The organism is Acidovorax sp. 35-64-16 (assembly GCF_002281195.1).
Classification (GTDB): domain Bacteria; phylum Pseudomonadota; class Gammaproteobacteria; order Burkholderiales; family Burkholderiaceae_C; genus Acidovorax; species Acidovorax defluvii.
On sequence record NZ_NCFM01000009.1, the window covers coordinates 59,927 to 75,123 of the forward strand.

Sequence of the window (15,197 nt, forward strand, 5' to 3'; positions counted from 1 at the left end):
TCCATCCCATAGGGACAAAAAAAGCCGCGTGTCACCGCGGCTTCTTCTGGTGCCTGGAAGCGCAGGAGTGCTCAGCGCTCCAGCGCCAGGGACACGCCCATGCCACCGCCAATGCACAGCGCAGCCAAGCCCTTCTTGGCATCGCGGCGCTGCATTTCATGCAGCAGCGTCACCAGAATGCGGCAACCGGACGCGCCAATGGGGTGACCAATGGCAATGGCACCCCCGTTCACGTTGACCTTGGCAGGGTCAATGCCCAGTTCTTTGTTGACCGCACAGGCCTGGGCAGCAAAAGCTTCATTCAACTCGAACAGGTCCACGTCGGCGGCGTTCCAGCCGGCGCGTTGCAAGGCCTTGCGAGAAGCAGGCACCGGGCCCATGCCCATGGTGGCCGGGTCGAGACCGCTGGTGCCAAAGGCGGCAATGCGCGCCAGCGGCTTGAGGCCCAGGGCTGCTGCTTTCTTGGCGGTCATCACCACCACGGCAGCGGCGCCGTCGTTGATGCCCGAGGCGTTGCCTGCCGTCACGGTGCCCGCCTTGTCGAAAGCCGGGCGCAGACCGGCCAGCACTTCGGCATTGGTTTTGCGGTTCAGGTATTCGTCGGCATTGAAGAGGATGGGGTCGCCCTTTTTCTGGGCCAGGCTCACACCCACGATTTCGTCGGCAAATTTGCCTGCGTCTTGCGCGGCAGCAGCCTTTTGCTGGCTACCCAGGGCCAGCGCGTCCTGCATATCACGGGTAATGCCATAGGCCTTGGCCACGTTTTCGGCCGTGATGCCCATGTGGTACTGGTTGTACACATCCCACAGGCCATCGACGATCATCGAGTCGACCATCTTCCAGTCGCCCATGCGCTGGCCATCACGCGAGCCGTTGAGCACGTGGGGCGAGAGGCTCATGTTTTCCTGGCCGCCGGCCACCACGATCTCGCTGTCGCCCCAGGCCACGGCCTGGGCGGCCAGCATGACCGATTTGAGTCCCGAGCCACACACTGCGTTGATGGTGAGGGCGGGCGTTTCCTTGGCCACGCCCGCCTTCATGGAGGCCTGGCGCGCGGGGTTTTGACCCACGCCTGCCGCCAGCACCTGGCCCATGATGACTTCACCGATCTGGTCGGATGAGAGCCCGGCGCGCGCGATGGCCTCGCGGATCACGATGGAGCCCAGTTCGGTGGCGGGGGTCTTGGCCAGTGCGCCACCAAATTTGCCCACGGCGGTGCGGGCGGCTGAAACAATGACGATGTCTTCCATGGATAGTCCTTTCGAGGTGGATCGGTGCGGGGGGGCGTTCGTGCCCCGGCGGGTGCTTTCAGATTCTCGCAGCCATTTTTAGCGCTTTGAAATCATGCCTTTTCCTTGACATAGCGGCCGGGCGCCGGCTCGATGGCCTTGAACCGTGCACCTTTGCCGTAGCCCTTGGGCGCTGCAATCTGCTTACCGGCATGGCCCTTGAGCCAGCCGGACCAGTCGGTCCACCAGCTGCCAGGGTGCTCGGTGGCGCCTTCCAGCCATTGGTCGAGGGTGGCGGGCAGCTTGCCGTCGGCGCGAATCCAGTGGCTGCGCTTGCCTTTGGCGGGCGGGTTGATGACCCCGGCGATATGGCCCGAGGCGCCCATCACAAAGCGTTTTTTGCCGGGTAGCACCTGGGTGGACGCGTAGGCGGCGTTGATGGGCACGATGTGGTCTTCGCGCGAGCCGTAGACATAAACCGGCAGCGTAAGATTGGAAAGATCCATCTTCTCGCCGCACACGGTGAGCTTGCCGGGCTTGACCAGGTTGTTTTCGAGGTAGAAGTTGCGCAGGTACCAGGCGTAGAACGGGCCCGGCAGGTTGGTGCTGTCGCTGTTCCAGTAAAGCAGGTCAAAGGGTGGCGGCGTTTCGCCCTTGAGGTAGTTGCCCACCACGTAGTTCCACACCAGATCATTGGGGCGCAAGAAGCTGAAGGTCGAGGCCAGGTCCTGCCCTTTCATGAGGCCGCCTTTGCCCAGCTGCATCTCGCGGTACTTCACCATCCCTTCGTCGATGAACACATCCAGGATGCCGGTGTCGGTGAAGTCGATCAGCGTGGTCAAAAAGGTGGCACTGGCCACGGGCTCATCGCCGCGCGCTGCCAGCACGGCCAGTGCATTGCTCAGGATGGTTCCGCCCACGCAAAAGCCCAGGGCATTGATCTGTTCGGCGCCGGTGATGTTTTGCACCACGTCGATGGCGGCCATCACGCCGTCTTCCACGTAGTCGTCCCAGGTTTTGTGGGCCAGGGAATCGTCGGGATTGCGCCAGCTCACCACAAAGGTGCGGTGGCCCTGTTCCACGGCATAGCGGATCAGCGAGTTTTCGGGCTGCAGATCGAGGATGTAGAACTTGTTGATGCACGGCGGCACCAGCAAAAACGGGCGCTCGAACACCTTGGTGGTGAGCGGCTTGTATTCGAGCAGCTGGAACAGCTCGTTTTCAAACACCACGGCGCCCTCGGTGGTGGCCACGTTGCGGCCCACCTCGAACAGGCTTTCATCGGTCATCGACACATGGCCCTGGGTGATGTCGTGCAACAAGTTCTGCATGCCTTTGGCAATGCTCTCGCCTTTGGTCTCAATGGCTTTCTTCTGTGCCTCGGCATTGAAGGCCAAAAAATTGCTGGGCGCCATGGCGGCCATCCATTGCTCTACGCCAAAGCGGATGCGGGCACGGGTCTTTGCGTCGGCCTCCACCGCGTCGGCCAGGCCCATCAGGGTGCGGGCGTTGAGCAGGTAGGCGGCGGCAGAGAAAGTGGCCACCGGGTTGGCAGCCCAGCCTTCGCCCGTGAAACGGCGGTCTTTGATTTCGGGGGCGGCCTGCAGGCCCTGGGCCCACAATTCCTTGGCATCGTGAAGATATTGCTGTTGCAGCGCCTGCAGCTTGGTCGACGAAAACTGCAGGGGCGCGGCCCCTGGCATGCCGCCCGCCACGTCGGCAGACTGGAAGGACTGCAATGCCTTTGTCCAGCTATCCCCGAAAATCTGCTGGAATTGCTGGGCGCCTTGAGCCCAGAGTGCTTCAGAATTCATGCTGCTTCCTCAATGGTTGGTCGATCGCACGGGATCTCGGCACCATTGTTGCCCACCTGCTGCCGCAACGCAATGTTCACCAGCGTCTTTCGCTCTTTTGCTCCTTTGCTCATGTACCTTGTAATCATCACCTGGCTGTATGTCACCCTCATGATGGCGGTGGCCGAAGCCACCAGCAGCACCGGCAGCGTGCTGGGCGCTTTCTTCACGTTTGTGCTGTATGGGCTGCTGCCGATGGGCATCGTGGCGTATATCCTGGGCACGCCGTCGCGCAAGCGGGCCCTGCGGGCACGCGATCAGGCCGAGCAGGCCGCTTATGACGAGAAGCTGGCGGCGCAAACGCACAGCCAATCGCACGGGCAAACGCCCCAGCCACCGGTTGCGGGGACAACGCCAGGTGCAGAGACAGCCGATTCAGTCGCGCCAGATGCAGGCGGCCATGCGGCCGCTGCCGCCGAGAGCCAGCTGGTCGCGCCGGTACGAAAAGAACCGTGAGGCATTGCCCACGGTGCACCAGGGTGCCGTGCTGTCGTTGCCATAGATCTGCGTAACGCCCAGCGCGCGCAGCCGCAGCCGCGCCAGCCCCGCCAGATCGGCCAGAAACTTGCCTTGGCCCAGTGGCACAAAGCACGCCAAGGCGGCCGGGTGATGGCTGCAAAAAGCCTCGCGCACCTCTGCGCCCACCTCAAACGCGGTGGGGCCAATGCAGGGCCCCAGCCATGCCATCGTGTGCGCTGCCAGCATTCCGTTTGCTTCATTTTTGATAGCTGCTAGCGCTTTATCAGAAAGGGCTAGAGCCTTAAAACGCTCAAAAACCGCCTCCAGAACACCCACCCCGCCTTTTCCGGCCAGCCCGCGCCAGCCCGCGTGGGCCGCGCCCACCACCGCGCCCGAGCCATGGGCCAGCAGCACGGGCAGGCAATCGGCCACCATGATGGTGCAGACCGCGCCCGGCTGCGTGGCCACGCAGGCATCGGCCTCGGTGCCGTCGGGTGTGGCGGGGTTGATGGTGGCCACCGCCGTGCCGTGCACCTGGTTCAGAAACACGGCCCGGGCGCCCGGGGTGGCGCCCTGCACCACCGCCTGCAGCCGCTGCCGATTGGCCTGCACTGCCGACGGGTCATCGCCCACATGGCTGCCCAGGTTCAGGCTGGCACAGGGGCCGGTGCTGACACCGCCCGCCCGCGTGGTGCACAGGGCGCGCACACCGGCAGGCGCCGGCCATTGCGGCTTCAGCCAGTCGTGGGGAATGCGGGGGGGCTGGGTCATGGCTTGGTCATGGCTTGGTCATGCCTTGTTCATGGCTGGTAGTCGGGGCAGGCCGAGGGCTGCGCCTGCTGAAATGCGGGCAGCGCCATGCAGGCAGCAAAGGCGGCCATGGTCAGCGGCAGGCCTTGCAAAGGGACGTTGAAACGCTGGCAATTGAACACATGCGGCACCAGGCAGCAGTCGGCCAGCGTGGGGGCAGCGCCCCAGCAAGACACGGACGGTGCCAGGCCCTGCGCTGCGCGCTGCTGCGCCAGCAGCACCAACTGGCGCTCGAAGGCCTCCAGCCCGCTGCGGGCCCAGTGGCTGTACCAGGCGTTCTTGCCGACTTCGTCCACCTTCAGCGTTTGCACCAGATAGTTCAGCACCCGCAGGTTGTTGGGTGGGTGCATTTCGCACGCCACCATCTGGGCCAAAGCCCGCACCCGGGCCCGGGCCAGCGGCTCGGCGGGCAGCAAGGGCGGCGCGGGATGGGTTTCATCGAGGTATTCGATGATGGCCATGGACTGCGACAGCGCCACGCCGTCGTCGGTCAGCAAGGTGGGGACCAGCGCATCGCCTACCCGGCCCGTGTAGGCCGGGTCATGGTGCTCGCCGCGCACCAGGTGCACCGGGATGTAGTCGTAGCCAAGCCCCTTGAGCTGCAGCGCGATGCGCACGCGAAACGACGCCGACGAGCGAAAGTAGTTGAAAAGCTTCATGGGCTGGAGAGCGGGGGCGCAATAGAGGTCTGGCGGGACAGATGGGCATCGGCAGCTGCTGCCGGGCTGAACACCAGCTTGGCCAGCAAGGCCTTGAGCTGCACCGCTTCAGCGTCAGACAACGGCGCCATGAGGCGCTCCTGGACCCGCTGGGCCGCGCCGCGCATCTGCAGTGCAGCGGCCTCGCCCGCGGGGGTGACCCACAACAGCTTGCGCCGCCGGTCACGCATGTCGGGCACACGCCGGACCCAGCCGCGCGCCTCCAGGCGGCCAATCACCGATCCCGATGTGGCGGCATCAAATGCCACCCGGGCCGCCAGGGTGACCTGGTCTTCGCCGGGCCGGTCGATCAATTCATTGAGGATGGCGAACTGCACCGGCGTCACGTCAAAACCGGCCGTTTCTTCCATGAAAAGTGCCACGGCGCGCTGGTGTGCGCGCCGGACAAGGTGGCCTGGCGCCTGATAGAAATCGAAGCTCTGTGCCATGGGCGCGAGTGTAGCCTCCCCCCAGCAGACACAACGGCCCCGTGGCACACTGCACCAGAGCGAGGCCGGGCAGCGCCACAGCCCACCGCGCGAACGCCCCCGCACCATTGATAAGGTGTTGCAACGAAAGTGAGAACAGGGCACCAGGTCGCAGACCGTGCCTTGGCACGGCAAGGCCAAGCAACACCGTGATCGCATGAATTGCAAATCAGCAGAACCCATCCTGTAGCAGAAAGACTGACATGAGCTATGTTTTTTCTCCCGCGCCCGTGACCAGCGTGCCCGTTGTGGGCTCTGGCGACCGCTTCCCGGTGCACCGCATCTACTGCGTGGGCCGCAACTACGAAGAGCACGCCAAGGAAATGGGCTTCACCGGCCGCGAGCCACCGTTCTTTTTCATGAAACCGGCCGACGCCATCGTGGTGGTCAATGCCGGCGAAACCGGCCTGCTGCCCTACCCCAGCCTCACGGCCAACCTGCACCACGAGATTGAACTGGTGGTGGCCATTGGCAAGGGCGGCAAAAACATCAAGGCGGCCGATGCGCTGCAGCACATCTACGGCTATGCCGTGGGTCTGGACATGACGCGCCGCGACCTGCAAAACGACATGAAGAAACAGGGCCGCCCCTGGTGCATTGGCAAGGGCTTTGACGCCAGCGCCCCCATTGGCCCCATCACTCCCATCGATCAGGCGGGTGACATCGCCAAGGCCGCCATCTGGCTGCAGGTCAATGGCGCCGACCGCCAGCGCAGCACCGTGGCCCAGCTCATCTGGAACATTGCCGAAACCATCGAGCACCTGTCGGCCGCCTGGGAGCTGGCCCCCGGCGACCTGATCTACACCGGCACCCCCGAAGGCGTGGGCGCCGTGGTGCGCGGCGACACACTGGAAGGCGGCGTGGACGGCCTCACCCCGCTGCGCCTGAGCGTGGTGTAGCCGCCCAGGCAGCGCCTGCATTCACTTCAACTCACTTCACTTCACTTCACTTTTAATAGCTGCCTGCGCTTTACCCATAAGCGCTAGCGGCCTATTTGACTTATATTTTTGGCATGACCTTTCGCAGCCCGATCAAACACTGCCGCGACTGCGGCACGGCAGTGGCCTACCGCCTGCCCGACGACGGCGACACCAAGCAGCGCGCCGTGTGCCCCGCCTGCCACACCGTTCACTACGAAAACCCGCTGAACGTGGTGGGCACCGTGCCCGAGTTCACCGACGGCCGGGTGCTGCTGTGCAAGCGCAACATCGAGCCGCGCTGGGGCAAGTGGACGCTGCCCGCCGGGTTCATGGAGCTCGATGAAACCACGGCCCAGGGCGCAGCCCGCGAAACCGACGAGGAAGCCGGCGCCCAGATCGAGATGGGCCCGCTGTTCAGCCTGCTGAACGTGCGCCGCGTAGGCCAGGTGCACCTGTTTTACCGCGCCCGGCTGCTCAGCGACCAGTTCAACCCCGGCTATGAAACCATCGAGGCGCGGCTGTTCACCGAAGCCGAGGTGCCATGGGACGAGCTGGCGTTTCGCACCGTCAAAGAAACCCTGGAGGCCTACTTTGCCGACCGGCGCCGTGGCAGCTTCGGGCTGCACTGCATCGACGTGGAATAGCCGCTTGCCCCGGACCCCGCCAGGGCAACGAGGCGCTCAGGCGCTCATTCGATGGTCGATCAATGGGGCATCTGGATGGATTGCCAGCCGGAGTGATCGAAATGGCGGCCGTAGGTGTTGAGCGCCTGGGCAATCTTCACCACCCCGGCAGCGCGCGCCTTGTCGCCTTCCTTGCCTTGTGCGGCATCCACGCCGCCCAGGATCTCGCCGATCACGATGTGCAACTGGGCATCGGCCTTCGGATCAAGCTTGCAGTTTTCCACGATGTACGCGACCTGCCTGGAGACTTCTGCACCCAAGGCGTCGTAGTCGGCGGCCTGGGCCTTGCCCGCGTGGGCCAGCGGCAGCGTGCGGTTGACGGCCTTGTGCATGGCGCTCATGCCCTGGCGCAGCGGGGCATCAGTCTGCCATTTCTTGCCCGCGTTGAGCTCGACTTTCTGGGGCTCACCCGTGCCATGGTCATGGGCAGACGGGCCGGCGGCCAGCGCGGCAACAGGCAGGGTCAGGGCAGCGGCAAGCAGAAGGTACAGGGGGGATTTCATCGAATGACTCCAGTGGGTTGAACACAAGGGGCCGGCAATTGCCAAGCCTTGTTGTTTCAAACGACTGGCGCAGACAAATGTTCCATCTGTTTTGCATCTTTTGTCAGCCACCGTCTGGCGGCCCCGGCTGGGCGCGTTTGCGCGGCAATCAATCGCGGTGCAGCAACTCCTCTTCGGACGATTCCTGGGCATAGCGGCTGAGCAGCAGCGCCATCAGCCGCGCACGCTGCCCGTCATCCAGCAAGGCACGCTCTGCGAGCAGTTGCGCAATCACACGCTGCTGCTGTGCATCCTGCAAGGCGGCAATGCGGGCCTGCTCGGCGTCGATGGCGGCGCGCTGCGGCTCATTGGCAAAGATGTGCCGCACCAGCGCCTCGCGGTGGCGGCGGATCTCGGCCCAATTCGCGGTCACGTCGCGCAGAAAATCGGGCTCAAGCTGTTGCCAGCGCTGGCGTTGTTCGGCGCTCAGCTCCAGGTAATCCGGCAGGTTCACGGGACTTGGCTGCATGGCCTGCGCCTTGGGTGGTGGCTGCCACTGCTGCAGGGCCACGGCCACCACGATGCCTGCATTCAGGGCCAGCGATGCGGCCAAAACCCATGCGGGTACGCTGCGACGGTTCATGGCATTCCTCTCTGGATACGGCAAATTTCGGCGGCAGCACACAGGCCACCGGGAGGCACGGGGTCGAACACCCGCACCAAGGCGGCACTTGGCACCGTGGCGGCACCGCCCCCCAGCAGCAGGCCGCCCAGCCAGACACCCGAGGCCAGGGCCAGCCCGCTCGCCAACCCCGCAGGCATCCAGCCGAGCCAGTTCGACCAGACTGCCCTGCCCGAGCGGCCCGCATCCGGGCGCGCGGGTCGCCGCCCCTGCGGCGGGGTGCGCAAAGGCCCAGCCGGTGGCTCGGAAAGTGGTTCGTTCCACTGCCCGGCCAGGTCCACGCCGAGCGGGGGCGACGGCAAGGCTCGCAAGCTCTGGCCCAGGGTGGTGATGGCATCAAGCCGGTGCTGGCACGCCGGGCAGCCCGCAAGGTGCTGGCGCATGCGGACGCGCTCGGCAGGTTGCACCATGTCGTCCGCATAGGCGGACAGATCGTCGTGGCGGGGGCAGGTCATGGCAAGGTCTCCATTCAGCGCGGCATTTTTTCCAGCAACCCGGCGCGCGCCCGTGCGATGCGCGACTTGACGGTGCCGATGTTCAGTTGAAGCACGGCGGCAATGTCTTCATAAGACATTTCTTCGATCTCCCGCAGCAGCAGGATCTCGCGGTGCTCTGGCGGCAGACGCGCCAGGGCTTTCTCCAGGCCCTGGAAGCGCTGCGCCGTCTCCAGCACGGCATCGGGCGCCGGTGCGGGGTCGGGGTGGCTGGCGGCTTGGTCTTCGTCCCACGGCACAAAGGCCACGCGCTTGCCGCGCCGCAGCCAGTCAAACGCCAGGTTGCGGGCAATGCGAAACAGCCAGGTGCTGAACCGGGCGTCGGGTGTCCAGCGCGCCAGTGCCTGGTAGGCGTGCAAAAACGTCTCCTGCGTCAACTCCAGCGCATCGTCGGGCGACCGCGTGAGCCGCACTAAAAAGCGGTAGATGCGATTCTGAAAACGGGCCACCAGCTCCGAAAACGCTGCGCGATCACCCCGCTGTGCGTGCGCGGCGCATTCTTCGTCATCGAGGTGGCTGCAGATTTCCATGGTGAACCAGGGCTTCAACGCGCGGGTGACCGGAATGTTCCATGTAATTTTGTGACTCCGGGCTCTGGTGCCAGGCGCGTCCGCATCCTGGCATGTAGATGGACATCAGAAGGCCGCTGTGTGCCGGGGGCTCCGCACGGCCTGGTTAGCCCGGGCTGCGAAACCACGACAGCCTGCCTTTCACCACAAGCGAGGTGCGGGGGCAAGGTCGCAAGTGTTGCGGGATGCGGATACGTGATGCAATAAAAGCTGCTAGCCAATTTCAGCGACCACAACGGCGGCCGGTTTGGTCTGCGTTGCATCGACATTCAATGCACCCGCAGCGTTGGCATACCGCTCAACAGCTCACCCTCCCACCCAGTCCTGCGCAGGCGTGGCTGGCGTTAACGGAACGAGTGGTGGGGGCGGCGGAACCATCGGCGTGAACTGAACGGATGGCGCATCGTCGGTGGTCACCGGGGGCAAGGTGCCCGGCGGGAGCGCTGGTGGCGCTGGCGGCGCAGACCGTGACTCACCGCCGCCGAACAGCCCGCGAATCCAGTCACGCACGCTGTCCAGCGGTGCATCTGGCGGCGGTGGCAGCTCTACCGGCGCAAACTCATCCACAAACCTCTCGTTGCCATTGATCACCCTGGCGCGCAGCCCCTGCTGCATGAACTCGCCCACCATCGGCAGTGCGCTGCGTGCGCCCTGCCCCCAGTAGTCGCTGCGCAGCGTGATGCGGCCGTCGTTGAAGCCCGCCCAGGCGCCCGCCACCACGCGGGCGTTCATCAGGATGAACCAGCCGTCGGTGTTGTCCTGGGTGGTGCCGGTCTTGCCCGCCACATCGGCCTGGATGCCATAGCGCGAACGGATCGCCGTGGCCGTGCCCCGGTCTACCCCGCCGCGCATGGTGTTGCGCAGGGTCTGGGCGGCGCGGGCGTCAAACACGGGCTCGGGCGTGGACTGGGCAAATGTCTCCAGCACCTTGCCGTTTTTGTCTTCGATGCGGGTGATGAGCACAGGCTCGACGTAGCGGCCCAGGTTCACGATGCTGCAATAGGCCGCAATCATTTCCTTCAAGGTGACGGGGCTCGTGCCCAGCGCCAGCGAGGGCACTTCTTCGAGCGGGGACTGCCGCACGCCCAGCGCGCGCGCCACCTCGGCCACGCGGGCGGGGCCCACCTGCTGCATCACCTGGGCGGTGATGGTGTTTTTGGAGTAAGCAAGGCCATCGGCCAGTGTCATGGGTTCCTCGCTGGGCGCGCGGCCGTCGGTGGGCCGCCATACACGGCCACCCCCCAGCGGGATTTCAACGGCCGAGTCCATCAGCGCATCGTTGGGTGATGCCCCCTGGGCAAAAGCGGCCCCGTACACAAAGGGCTTGAACGTGGAGCCTGGCTGGCGGCGCGCGGCCGCCACATGGTCGTACGGGTCAATGCCGAAGTCACGGCTGCCCACCCACGCCAGCACATGGCCGGTAACCGGGTCCTGCGCCAGAAAACCCGCCTGCACGCGCGTTTTTTCTCGGCGCAGCTTGAGCATGAAGCTGTCATCGGCCAGCAGGGTGTGCAGCGCCTCATCGGGCGGTGTGCCTTTTTCCTGCGCGGCGCGGTATTCGGCGCTTTCGCGCACCAGCGCCAGCACCAGCTCGTTGCCGGGGCCCCAGCCATCGCGGCGGGCCCACGCCTTGTCGGCCACGTCCTGCAACTGGCGCCCCTGGCGGGCCACGGCCTGGTTGGCATAGTTTTGCAGGCGCGAATCAATGGTGGAGCGAATCACCAGCCCGTCGGCATACAGGTTGTAGCCATTGGCGTCCGCCCAGCCGATGAGCTGCTTGCGCAACTGCATCGCAAAGTGCGGCGCCGGGCCCATCACCTCGGTCTGTCGCTCGAAGTTGACGCGCAGCGGGCGCTTTTTCAGGGCATCGAACTGCTTTTGCTCCAGCTTGCCGCGCTTGAGCATTTGCGACAGCACGGTGTTGCGCCGCGCCAGTGCGCGCTCGGGATTGAGCACCGGGTTGTAGTAGGCCGTGCCCTTGAGCATGCCGATCAGCGTGGCGCTTTCCAGCACGTTGAGCTGGTCGGCCGACTTGTCGAAATACGTGCGCGCGGCCATCTCGATACCAAACGCGTTGTAGAGAAACGGCACGGTGTTGAGATAGGTTTCAAGGATCTCGTCCTTGGAGTAGGTCGCCTCGATCTTCAGCGCCGTGATCGCCTCCTTGAGCTTGCGCGTGACGGTGCGCGAGCGTCCGATTTCCTCGGGGAAAAGATTGCGCGCCAGCTGCTGCGTGATGGTCGAGCCGCCCTGAGGGTCGCCCCGCAGCGTCAGCACCACCGACGACGCCGTGCGCCGCCAGTCCAGGCCCCAGTGGTCATAGAAACGGTGGTCTTCGGTGGCGATGAGCGCGTTCACCACGTTCGGTGAAATCTGGTCGAGCGCCACCCACTCGCGGTTGGCCCAGCGGTATTCGGCCAGCAGCTTGCCATCGGCCGACATGAGCTGCGCGGGCTGCTCGGTCTTGGCCTTGCGGATATCGCCAATGCCCGGGGTGAAGGGAACCAGCGCCACCGCATACAGCAGCAGTGCCAGCGGCAAGGCGGCGAGCAGCCACACCAGGCTGTGCAGCGACACCAGCCGTTCGGGCCGGCGCACCAGGCGGGCCAGCGCGGAGCGCAGCGCAACCCAGCGCACTGAAAGGGATTCAAAAAGCGACATGAGAACAGTATAAAAGCGCCGCTAGCGCTTATGTATCAAGCGGTACACGCTATTAATATAGGAGCATTAACCCATGAAGCGCCGCAGTTGCGGCATGCTGGCCTTGGCGGCGCGGCGGCCCTCGTCGATGGCCTCGCTGGCGCGATGAAAGTCGAGCAGGCCCAAATTGGCCAGTGACGGCGCCACCACCACCTCGGGCGGATCGCCGGCCATGCGGCTGCGGGTGATGCGCATCTGCATGATGGCAACGCTGGTCATCACCACGTCCAGCATTGACGGCACCCGCTGCACATCAGCCGCTGCGGGCTCGTCGGCGCGCCAGGGTGTGAGGCGCTGCATCCAGCCGCTGCTCTTGGGTGGCTCGGGCTCGGGCGCCGCGTCGGAATCGGGCGCAGGCGTCTGCACCACGGCCAGCGGCTGCATGTGGCGGTGCAGGATGTCGGAGTTCAGGTCTACACCAATCACGATGTCCGCCCCCATGGCGCGCGCAAGCGACGTGGGCACGGGGTTGACGATGCCACCATCCACCAGCAGCCGCCCGTCGTCATGCACCACAGGCGTGAACAGGCCGGGCAGCGCAATAGAGGCGCGCACCGCATCGGCGATGGAGCCGTGGCGCAGCCACACTTCCGCGCCCGAATGCAGATCGGTGGCCACAGCCCCAAAAAGCATGGGCGACGATTCGATATCAAAGTCCGCGAAATTGCGGCGCCAGAAGGCAATCAGTTTTTCGCCCTTGAGCATGCCGCCCGTGAGGTTGAAGTCCATGAAGCCGAATACATCGCGCATGCCCAGGCCCTGCACCCAGTCGGCAAAACGCGCCAGCTCGCCCGCCGCGTAGGCGGCCCCCACCAGCGCGCCAATCGATGAGCCGCAAACGATGTCGGGGCGCACGCCCTCCTCGTCGAGCACCTGCAGCACGCCGATATGCGCCCAGCCACGCGCCGAGCCGCTGCCCAGTGCCAGCCCCAGCCGGGGTGCGCGCCGCGACAACGCCATCAGGCCCCTTCTGCGGCGGGGGTTCCGCCCGCGTGCTGCAGCAGGGCCAGCATGCCCGCCTCGTCCAGCACGGGCACGCCCAGTTCCTGCGCTCTGGCCAGCTTGCTGCCCGCGTCTTCGCCAGCCACCACATAGCTGGTTTTTTTGCTGACCGAGCCGGCCACCTTGGCACCAGCGGCTTCAAGCATATCTTTGGCAGCGTCGCGGCTCAGGGTGGGCAAGGTGCCGGTGAGCACCACGGTCTTGCCCGCCAGCACCTGGGGGGCGCGCTCGGCCGGGACGCCTTCGGGCCAGGTCACGCCGCAGGCGCGCAGCTGCTCCACCACCTCGCGGTTGTGCGGTTGCTGAAAGAACGTGTGCAGGCTTTGCGCCACCACGGGGCCCACATCGGGCACCTGCAGCAGCTGCTCGACGCTCGCATCCATGATGGCGTCCAGCGTGCCAAAGTGCCTTGCCAGGTCTTTGGCCGTGGCCTCGCCCACATGGCGCAGCCCCAGGCCGAACAGAAAACGCGGCAAGGTGGTCTGCTTGGATTTTTCGAGCGCGGCCAGCACGTTTTGCGCCGACTTTTCGGCCATGCGATCCAGCGCGATGAGGGATGTGAGGCCCAGCCGATACAGGTCGGGCAGCGTGTGGATCACGTTGGCATCCACGAGCTGGTCCACCAGCTTGTCGCCCAAGCCCTCGATGTCCATGGCACGGCGCGCGGCAAAGTGCAGGATGGCCTCCTTGCGCTGGGCCGGGCAGAACAGGCCGCCGGTGCAGCGGTGGTTGGCTTCGCCCTTCTCGCGCACCACATCACTGCCGCATACGGGGCAGGTTTTGGGCATTTGGAAGTTGGGCACGTAAACGGTGCGGTGGCCGGGCACGGCAATTCCGCCGGGCCGCCCCAAGGCGAGTCCAGCCCCCTCGGGGGGCATCACGCCCACCACCTCCGGAATCACGTCGCCCGCGCGGCGCACGATCACCTGGTCGCCCACGCGCACGCCCTTCTTGCGGATCTCGAACAGGTTGTGCAGCGTGGCGTTGGTGACGGTGACGCCGCCCACAAACACCGGCGCCAGCCGCGCCACCGGCGTGAGCTTGCCGGTGCGGCCCACCTGCACGTCGATGCCCTCGATGCGCGTGGCCATCTCTTGCGCAGGGTATTTGTGCGCCACGGCCCAGCGCGGCTCGCGGGTCTTGAAGCCCAGATCGCGCTGCAGCTGCAGCGAATTGACCTTGTAGACCACACCATCAATGTCGTAGGGCAGCGCATCGCGGCTGGCACCCACCTGCTGGTGAAACGCTACCAATTCAGAAGCACCCACCGCAATCTGCACCTGGGCTGCGACCGGAAAACCCCAAGATTTCAGCGTCTGCAGCATCTCGTAATGGGTGCGAAACACCGGCCCGCCCTCGGCAGGCGGCGTGATGGCGCCCAGGCCGTAGGCGAAAAAGCTCAGGGGGCGCTGGGCGGTAATGCCCGAGTCGAGTTGGCGCACGGCCCCCGCAGCGGCGTTGCGCGGGTTCACAAAGGTCTTGCCGCCCTGTTCGCGCTGGCGCTCGTTGAGCGCGTCGAAGTCGGCGCGGCGCATGTAGACCTCGCCGCGCACTTCGAGCAACGAGGGTACGCCTTCTGGCAAGGTCAAAGGGATTTGCCGGATGGTTCGGACGTTGTGCGTCACGTCCTCACCCACCTCGCCATCGCCGCGCGTGGCGGCCTGCACCAAGCGCCCGTTTTCAAAGCGCAGGCTCATGGCCAGGCCATCAAACTTGGGCTCGGCCACGTATTCGATGGCGGGGTCGGCATCCGACAGACCCAGCTCGCGGCGCACGCGGGCGTCAAATGCCTGCGCGCCGGTGGCCTCGGTGTCGGTTTCGGTGTGGATGCTGAGCATGGGCACCGCATGGCGCACGGGCGCCAGGCCGTCCATCACCGCACCAATCACGCGCTGCGTGGGCGAGTCGGGGGTGATGAGCCCGGGGTGCGCGGCCTCCAGGGCCTGCAGCTCGCGGTAGGCGCGGTCGTACTCAGCATCGGGCACGGTGGGCGCGTCCTGCACGTAATACTGGTGTGCCCAGTGGTTGAGCTGGTCGCGCAGTGCTTTGATTTTGATAGCTGGTTGAGCAATATCTGCGGGCGCTGCGGCCGAAAACAGGTCAAAATTCTCGGTCATGACCGCACAAC

15 protein-coding genes are annotated in these 15,197 nt (G+C 65.4%); 3 read left to right on the top strand and 12 right to left on the bottom strand.

All coding sequences use genetic code 11. From position 1 onward, the window contains the following. Positions 1-71: 71 nt before the first annotated feature. Both B7Y64_RS08760 and phaC read right to left on the bottom strand, forming a co-directional pair. On the bottom strand, positions 72-1,250 hold the full coding sequence (locus B7Y64_RS08760) for an acetyl-CoA C-acetyltransferase (protein WP_024815165.1): 1,179 nt from the start codon (positions 1,248-1,250) through the stop codon (positions 72-74). A gap of 92 nt (positions 1,251-1,342) precedes the next feature. Further along, entirely contained in the window at positions 1,343-3,043 is a 1,701-nt protein-coding gene (phaC, locus tag B7Y64_RS08765; RefSeq protein ID WP_111867382.1) for a class I poly(R)-hydroxyalkanoic acid synthase, read from the bottom strand. Positions 3,044-3,154: 111 nt separating this feature from the next. Here phaC and B7Y64_RS08770 point away from each other — a divergent pair, with 111 nt between their 5' ends. Continuing rightward, positions 3,155-3,538 carry a hypothetical protein gene (locus B7Y64_RS08770; protein ID WP_111867408.1) on the top strand — a complete coding sequence of 128 codons (384 nt, stop codon included), beginning with the start codon at positions 3,155-3,157 and terminating at the stop codon, positions 3,536-3,538. On the opposite strand, the gene pgeF is transcribed toward B7Y64_RS08770, so the two are convergent. From pgeF to B7Y64_RS08785, 3 genes are read right to left on the bottom strand one after another with little or no spacing between them, the layout of a single operon-like run. Next, positions 3,458-4,312 carry a peptidoglycan editing factor PgeF gene (gene pgeF / locus B7Y64_RS08775; protein ID WP_291328684.1) on the bottom strand — a complete coding sequence of 285 codons (855 nt, stop codon included), beginning with the start codon at positions 4,310-4,312 and terminating at the stop codon, positions 3,458-3,460. The genes B7Y64_RS08770 and pgeF overlap by 81 nt on opposite strands. Before the next feature lie 29 nt (positions 4,313-4,341). Further along, positions 4,342-5,010 (bottom strand): maleylacetoacetate isomerase, encoded by a 669-nt coding sequence (gene maiA, locus B7Y64_RS08780; protein ID WP_291328686.1) that lies wholly within the window; start codon positions 5,008-5,010, stop codon positions 4,342-4,344. Further along, positions 5,007-5,498, bottom strand: coding sequence for a MarR family winged helix-turn-helix transcriptional regulator (locus tag B7Y64_RS08785; protein WP_291325376.1), 492 nt, complete (start codon positions 5,496-5,498; stop codon positions 5,007-5,009). Before B7Y64_RS08785 ends, maiA begins: the two co-directional genes overlap by 4 nt. 242 nt (positions 5,499-5,740) lie before the next feature. On the opposite strand from B7Y64_RS08785, the gene B7Y64_RS08790 reads away from it, so the two are divergent. Continuing rightward, positions 5,741-6,436 carry a fumarylacetoacetate hydrolase family protein gene (locus B7Y64_RS08790; RefSeq protein ID WP_114654599.1) on the top strand — a complete coding sequence of 232 codons (696 nt, stop codon included), beginning with the start codon at positions 5,741-5,743 and terminating at the stop codon, positions 6,434-6,436. Positions 6,437-6,549: 113 nt separating this feature from the next. After that, entirely contained in the window at positions 6,550-7,101 is a 552-nt protein-coding gene (locus tag B7Y64_RS08795) for an NUDIX hydrolase (RefSeq protein WP_024815172.1), read from the top strand. 59 nt (positions 7,102-7,160) lie between these two features. Here B7Y64_RS08795 and B7Y64_RS08800 read toward each other — a convergent pair whose 3' ends face one another. From B7Y64_RS08800 to ligA, 7 genes are all read right to left on the bottom strand, one after another. Continuing rightward, entirely contained in the window at positions 7,161-7,643 is a 483-nt protein-coding gene (locus B7Y64_RS08800; protein WP_291325374.1) for a hypothetical protein, read from the bottom strand. 148 nt (positions 7,644-7,791) lie between these two features. Next, positions 7,792-8,265: a Spy/CpxP family protein refolding chaperone gene (locus tag B7Y64_RS08805; protein ID WP_291328688.1), complete on the bottom strand. Its 474-nt coding sequence runs from the start codon at positions 8,263-8,265 to the stop codon at positions 7,792-7,794. After that, positions 8,262-8,759: a zf-HC2 domain-containing protein gene (locus B7Y64_RS08810; protein WP_291325372.1), complete on the bottom strand. Its 498-nt coding sequence runs from the start codon at positions 8,757-8,759 to the stop codon at positions 8,262-8,264. Before B7Y64_RS08810 ends, B7Y64_RS08805 begins: the two co-directional genes overlap by 4 nt. Positions 8,760-8,773: 14 nt before the next feature. Beyond that, positions 8,774-9,328, bottom strand: coding sequence for a sigma-70 family RNA polymerase sigma factor (locus B7Y64_RS08815; RefSeq protein WP_291325371.1), 555 nt, complete (start codon positions 9,326-9,328; stop codon positions 8,774-8,776). A gap of 345 nt (positions 9,329-9,673) precedes the next feature. Then, complete coding sequence (locus tag B7Y64_RS08820) at positions 9,674-12,028, bottom strand: transglycosylase domain-containing protein (protein ID WP_291328690.1); 2,355 nt, start codon at positions 12,026-12,028, stop codon at positions 9,674-9,676. A 66-nt stretch (positions 12,029-12,094) separates the two neighbouring features. Next, positions 12,095-13,027 (bottom strand): patatin-like phospholipase family protein, encoded by a 933-nt coding sequence (locus B7Y64_RS08825; RefSeq protein WP_291324580.1) that lies wholly within the window; start codon positions 13,025-13,027, stop codon positions 12,095-12,097. Continuing rightward, positions 13,027-15,186, bottom strand: coding sequence for an NAD-dependent DNA ligase LigA (gene ligA / locus B7Y64_RS08830; protein WP_291324581.1), 2,160 nt, complete (start codon positions 15,184-15,186; stop codon positions 13,027-13,029). The genes B7Y64_RS08825 and ligA overlap by 1 nt, the downstream gene beginning before the upstream one ends. Positions 15,187-15,197: the final 11 nt, after the last annotated feature.

Coding starts and splice junctions, on each gene's coding strand:
- B7Y64_RS08805 (WP_291328688.1), bottom strand. CDS start 8,265: ATGAACCGTCGCAGCGTACCCGCATGGGTTTTGGCCGCATCGCTGGCC.
- B7Y64_RS08820 (WP_291328690.1), bottom strand. CDS start 12,028: ATGTCGCTTTTTGAATCCCTTTCAGTGCGCTGGGTTGCGCTGCGCTCC.
- B7Y64_RS08790 (WP_114654599.1), top strand. CDS start 5,741: ATGAGCTATGTTTTTTCTCCCGCGCCCGTGACCAGCGTGCCCGTTGTG.
- B7Y64_RS08785 (WP_291325376.1), bottom strand. CDS start 5,498: ATGGCACAGAGCTTCGATTTCTATCAGGCGCCAGGCCACCTTGTCCGG.
- B7Y64_RS08770 (WP_111867408.1), top strand. CDS start 3,155: ATGTACCTTGTAATCATCACCTGGCTGTATGTCACCCTCATGATGGCG.
- ligA (WP_291324581.1), bottom strand. CDS start 15,186: ATGACCGAGAATTTTGACCTGTTTTCGGCCGCAGCGCCCGCAGATATT.
- phaC (WP_111867382.1), bottom strand. CDS start 3,043: ATGAATTCTGAAGCACTCTGGGCTCAAGGCGCCCAGCAATTCCAGCAG.
- B7Y64_RS08800 (WP_291325374.1), bottom strand. CDS start 7,643: ATGAAATCCCCCCTGTACCTTCTGCTTGCCGCTGCCCTGACCCTGCCT.
- pgeF (WP_291328684.1), bottom strand. CDS start 4,312: ATGACCCAGCCCCCCCGCATTCCCCACGACTGGCTGAAGCCGCAATGG.
- B7Y64_RS08810 (WP_291325372.1), bottom strand. CDS start 8,759: ATGACCTGCCCCCGCCACGACGATCTGTCCGCCTATGCGGACGACATG.
- B7Y64_RS08825 (WP_291324580.1), bottom strand. CDS start 13,027: ATGGCGTTGTCGCGGCGCGCACCCCGGCTGGGGCTGGCACTGGGCAGC.
- B7Y64_RS08795 (WP_024815172.1), top strand. CDS start 6,550: ATGACCTTTCGCAGCCCGATCAAACACTGCCGCGACTGCGGCACGGCA.
- B7Y64_RS08760 (WP_024815165.1), bottom strand. CDS start 1,250: ATGGAAGACATCGTCATTGTTTCAGCCGCCCGCACCGCCGTGGGCAAA.
- maiA (WP_291328686.1), bottom strand. CDS start 5,010: ATGAAGCTTTTCAACTACTTTCGCTCGTCGGCGTCGTTTCGCGTGCGC.
- B7Y64_RS08815 (WP_291325371.1), bottom strand. CDS start 9,328: ATGGAAATCTGCAGCCACCTCGATGACGAAGAATGCGCCGCGCACGCA.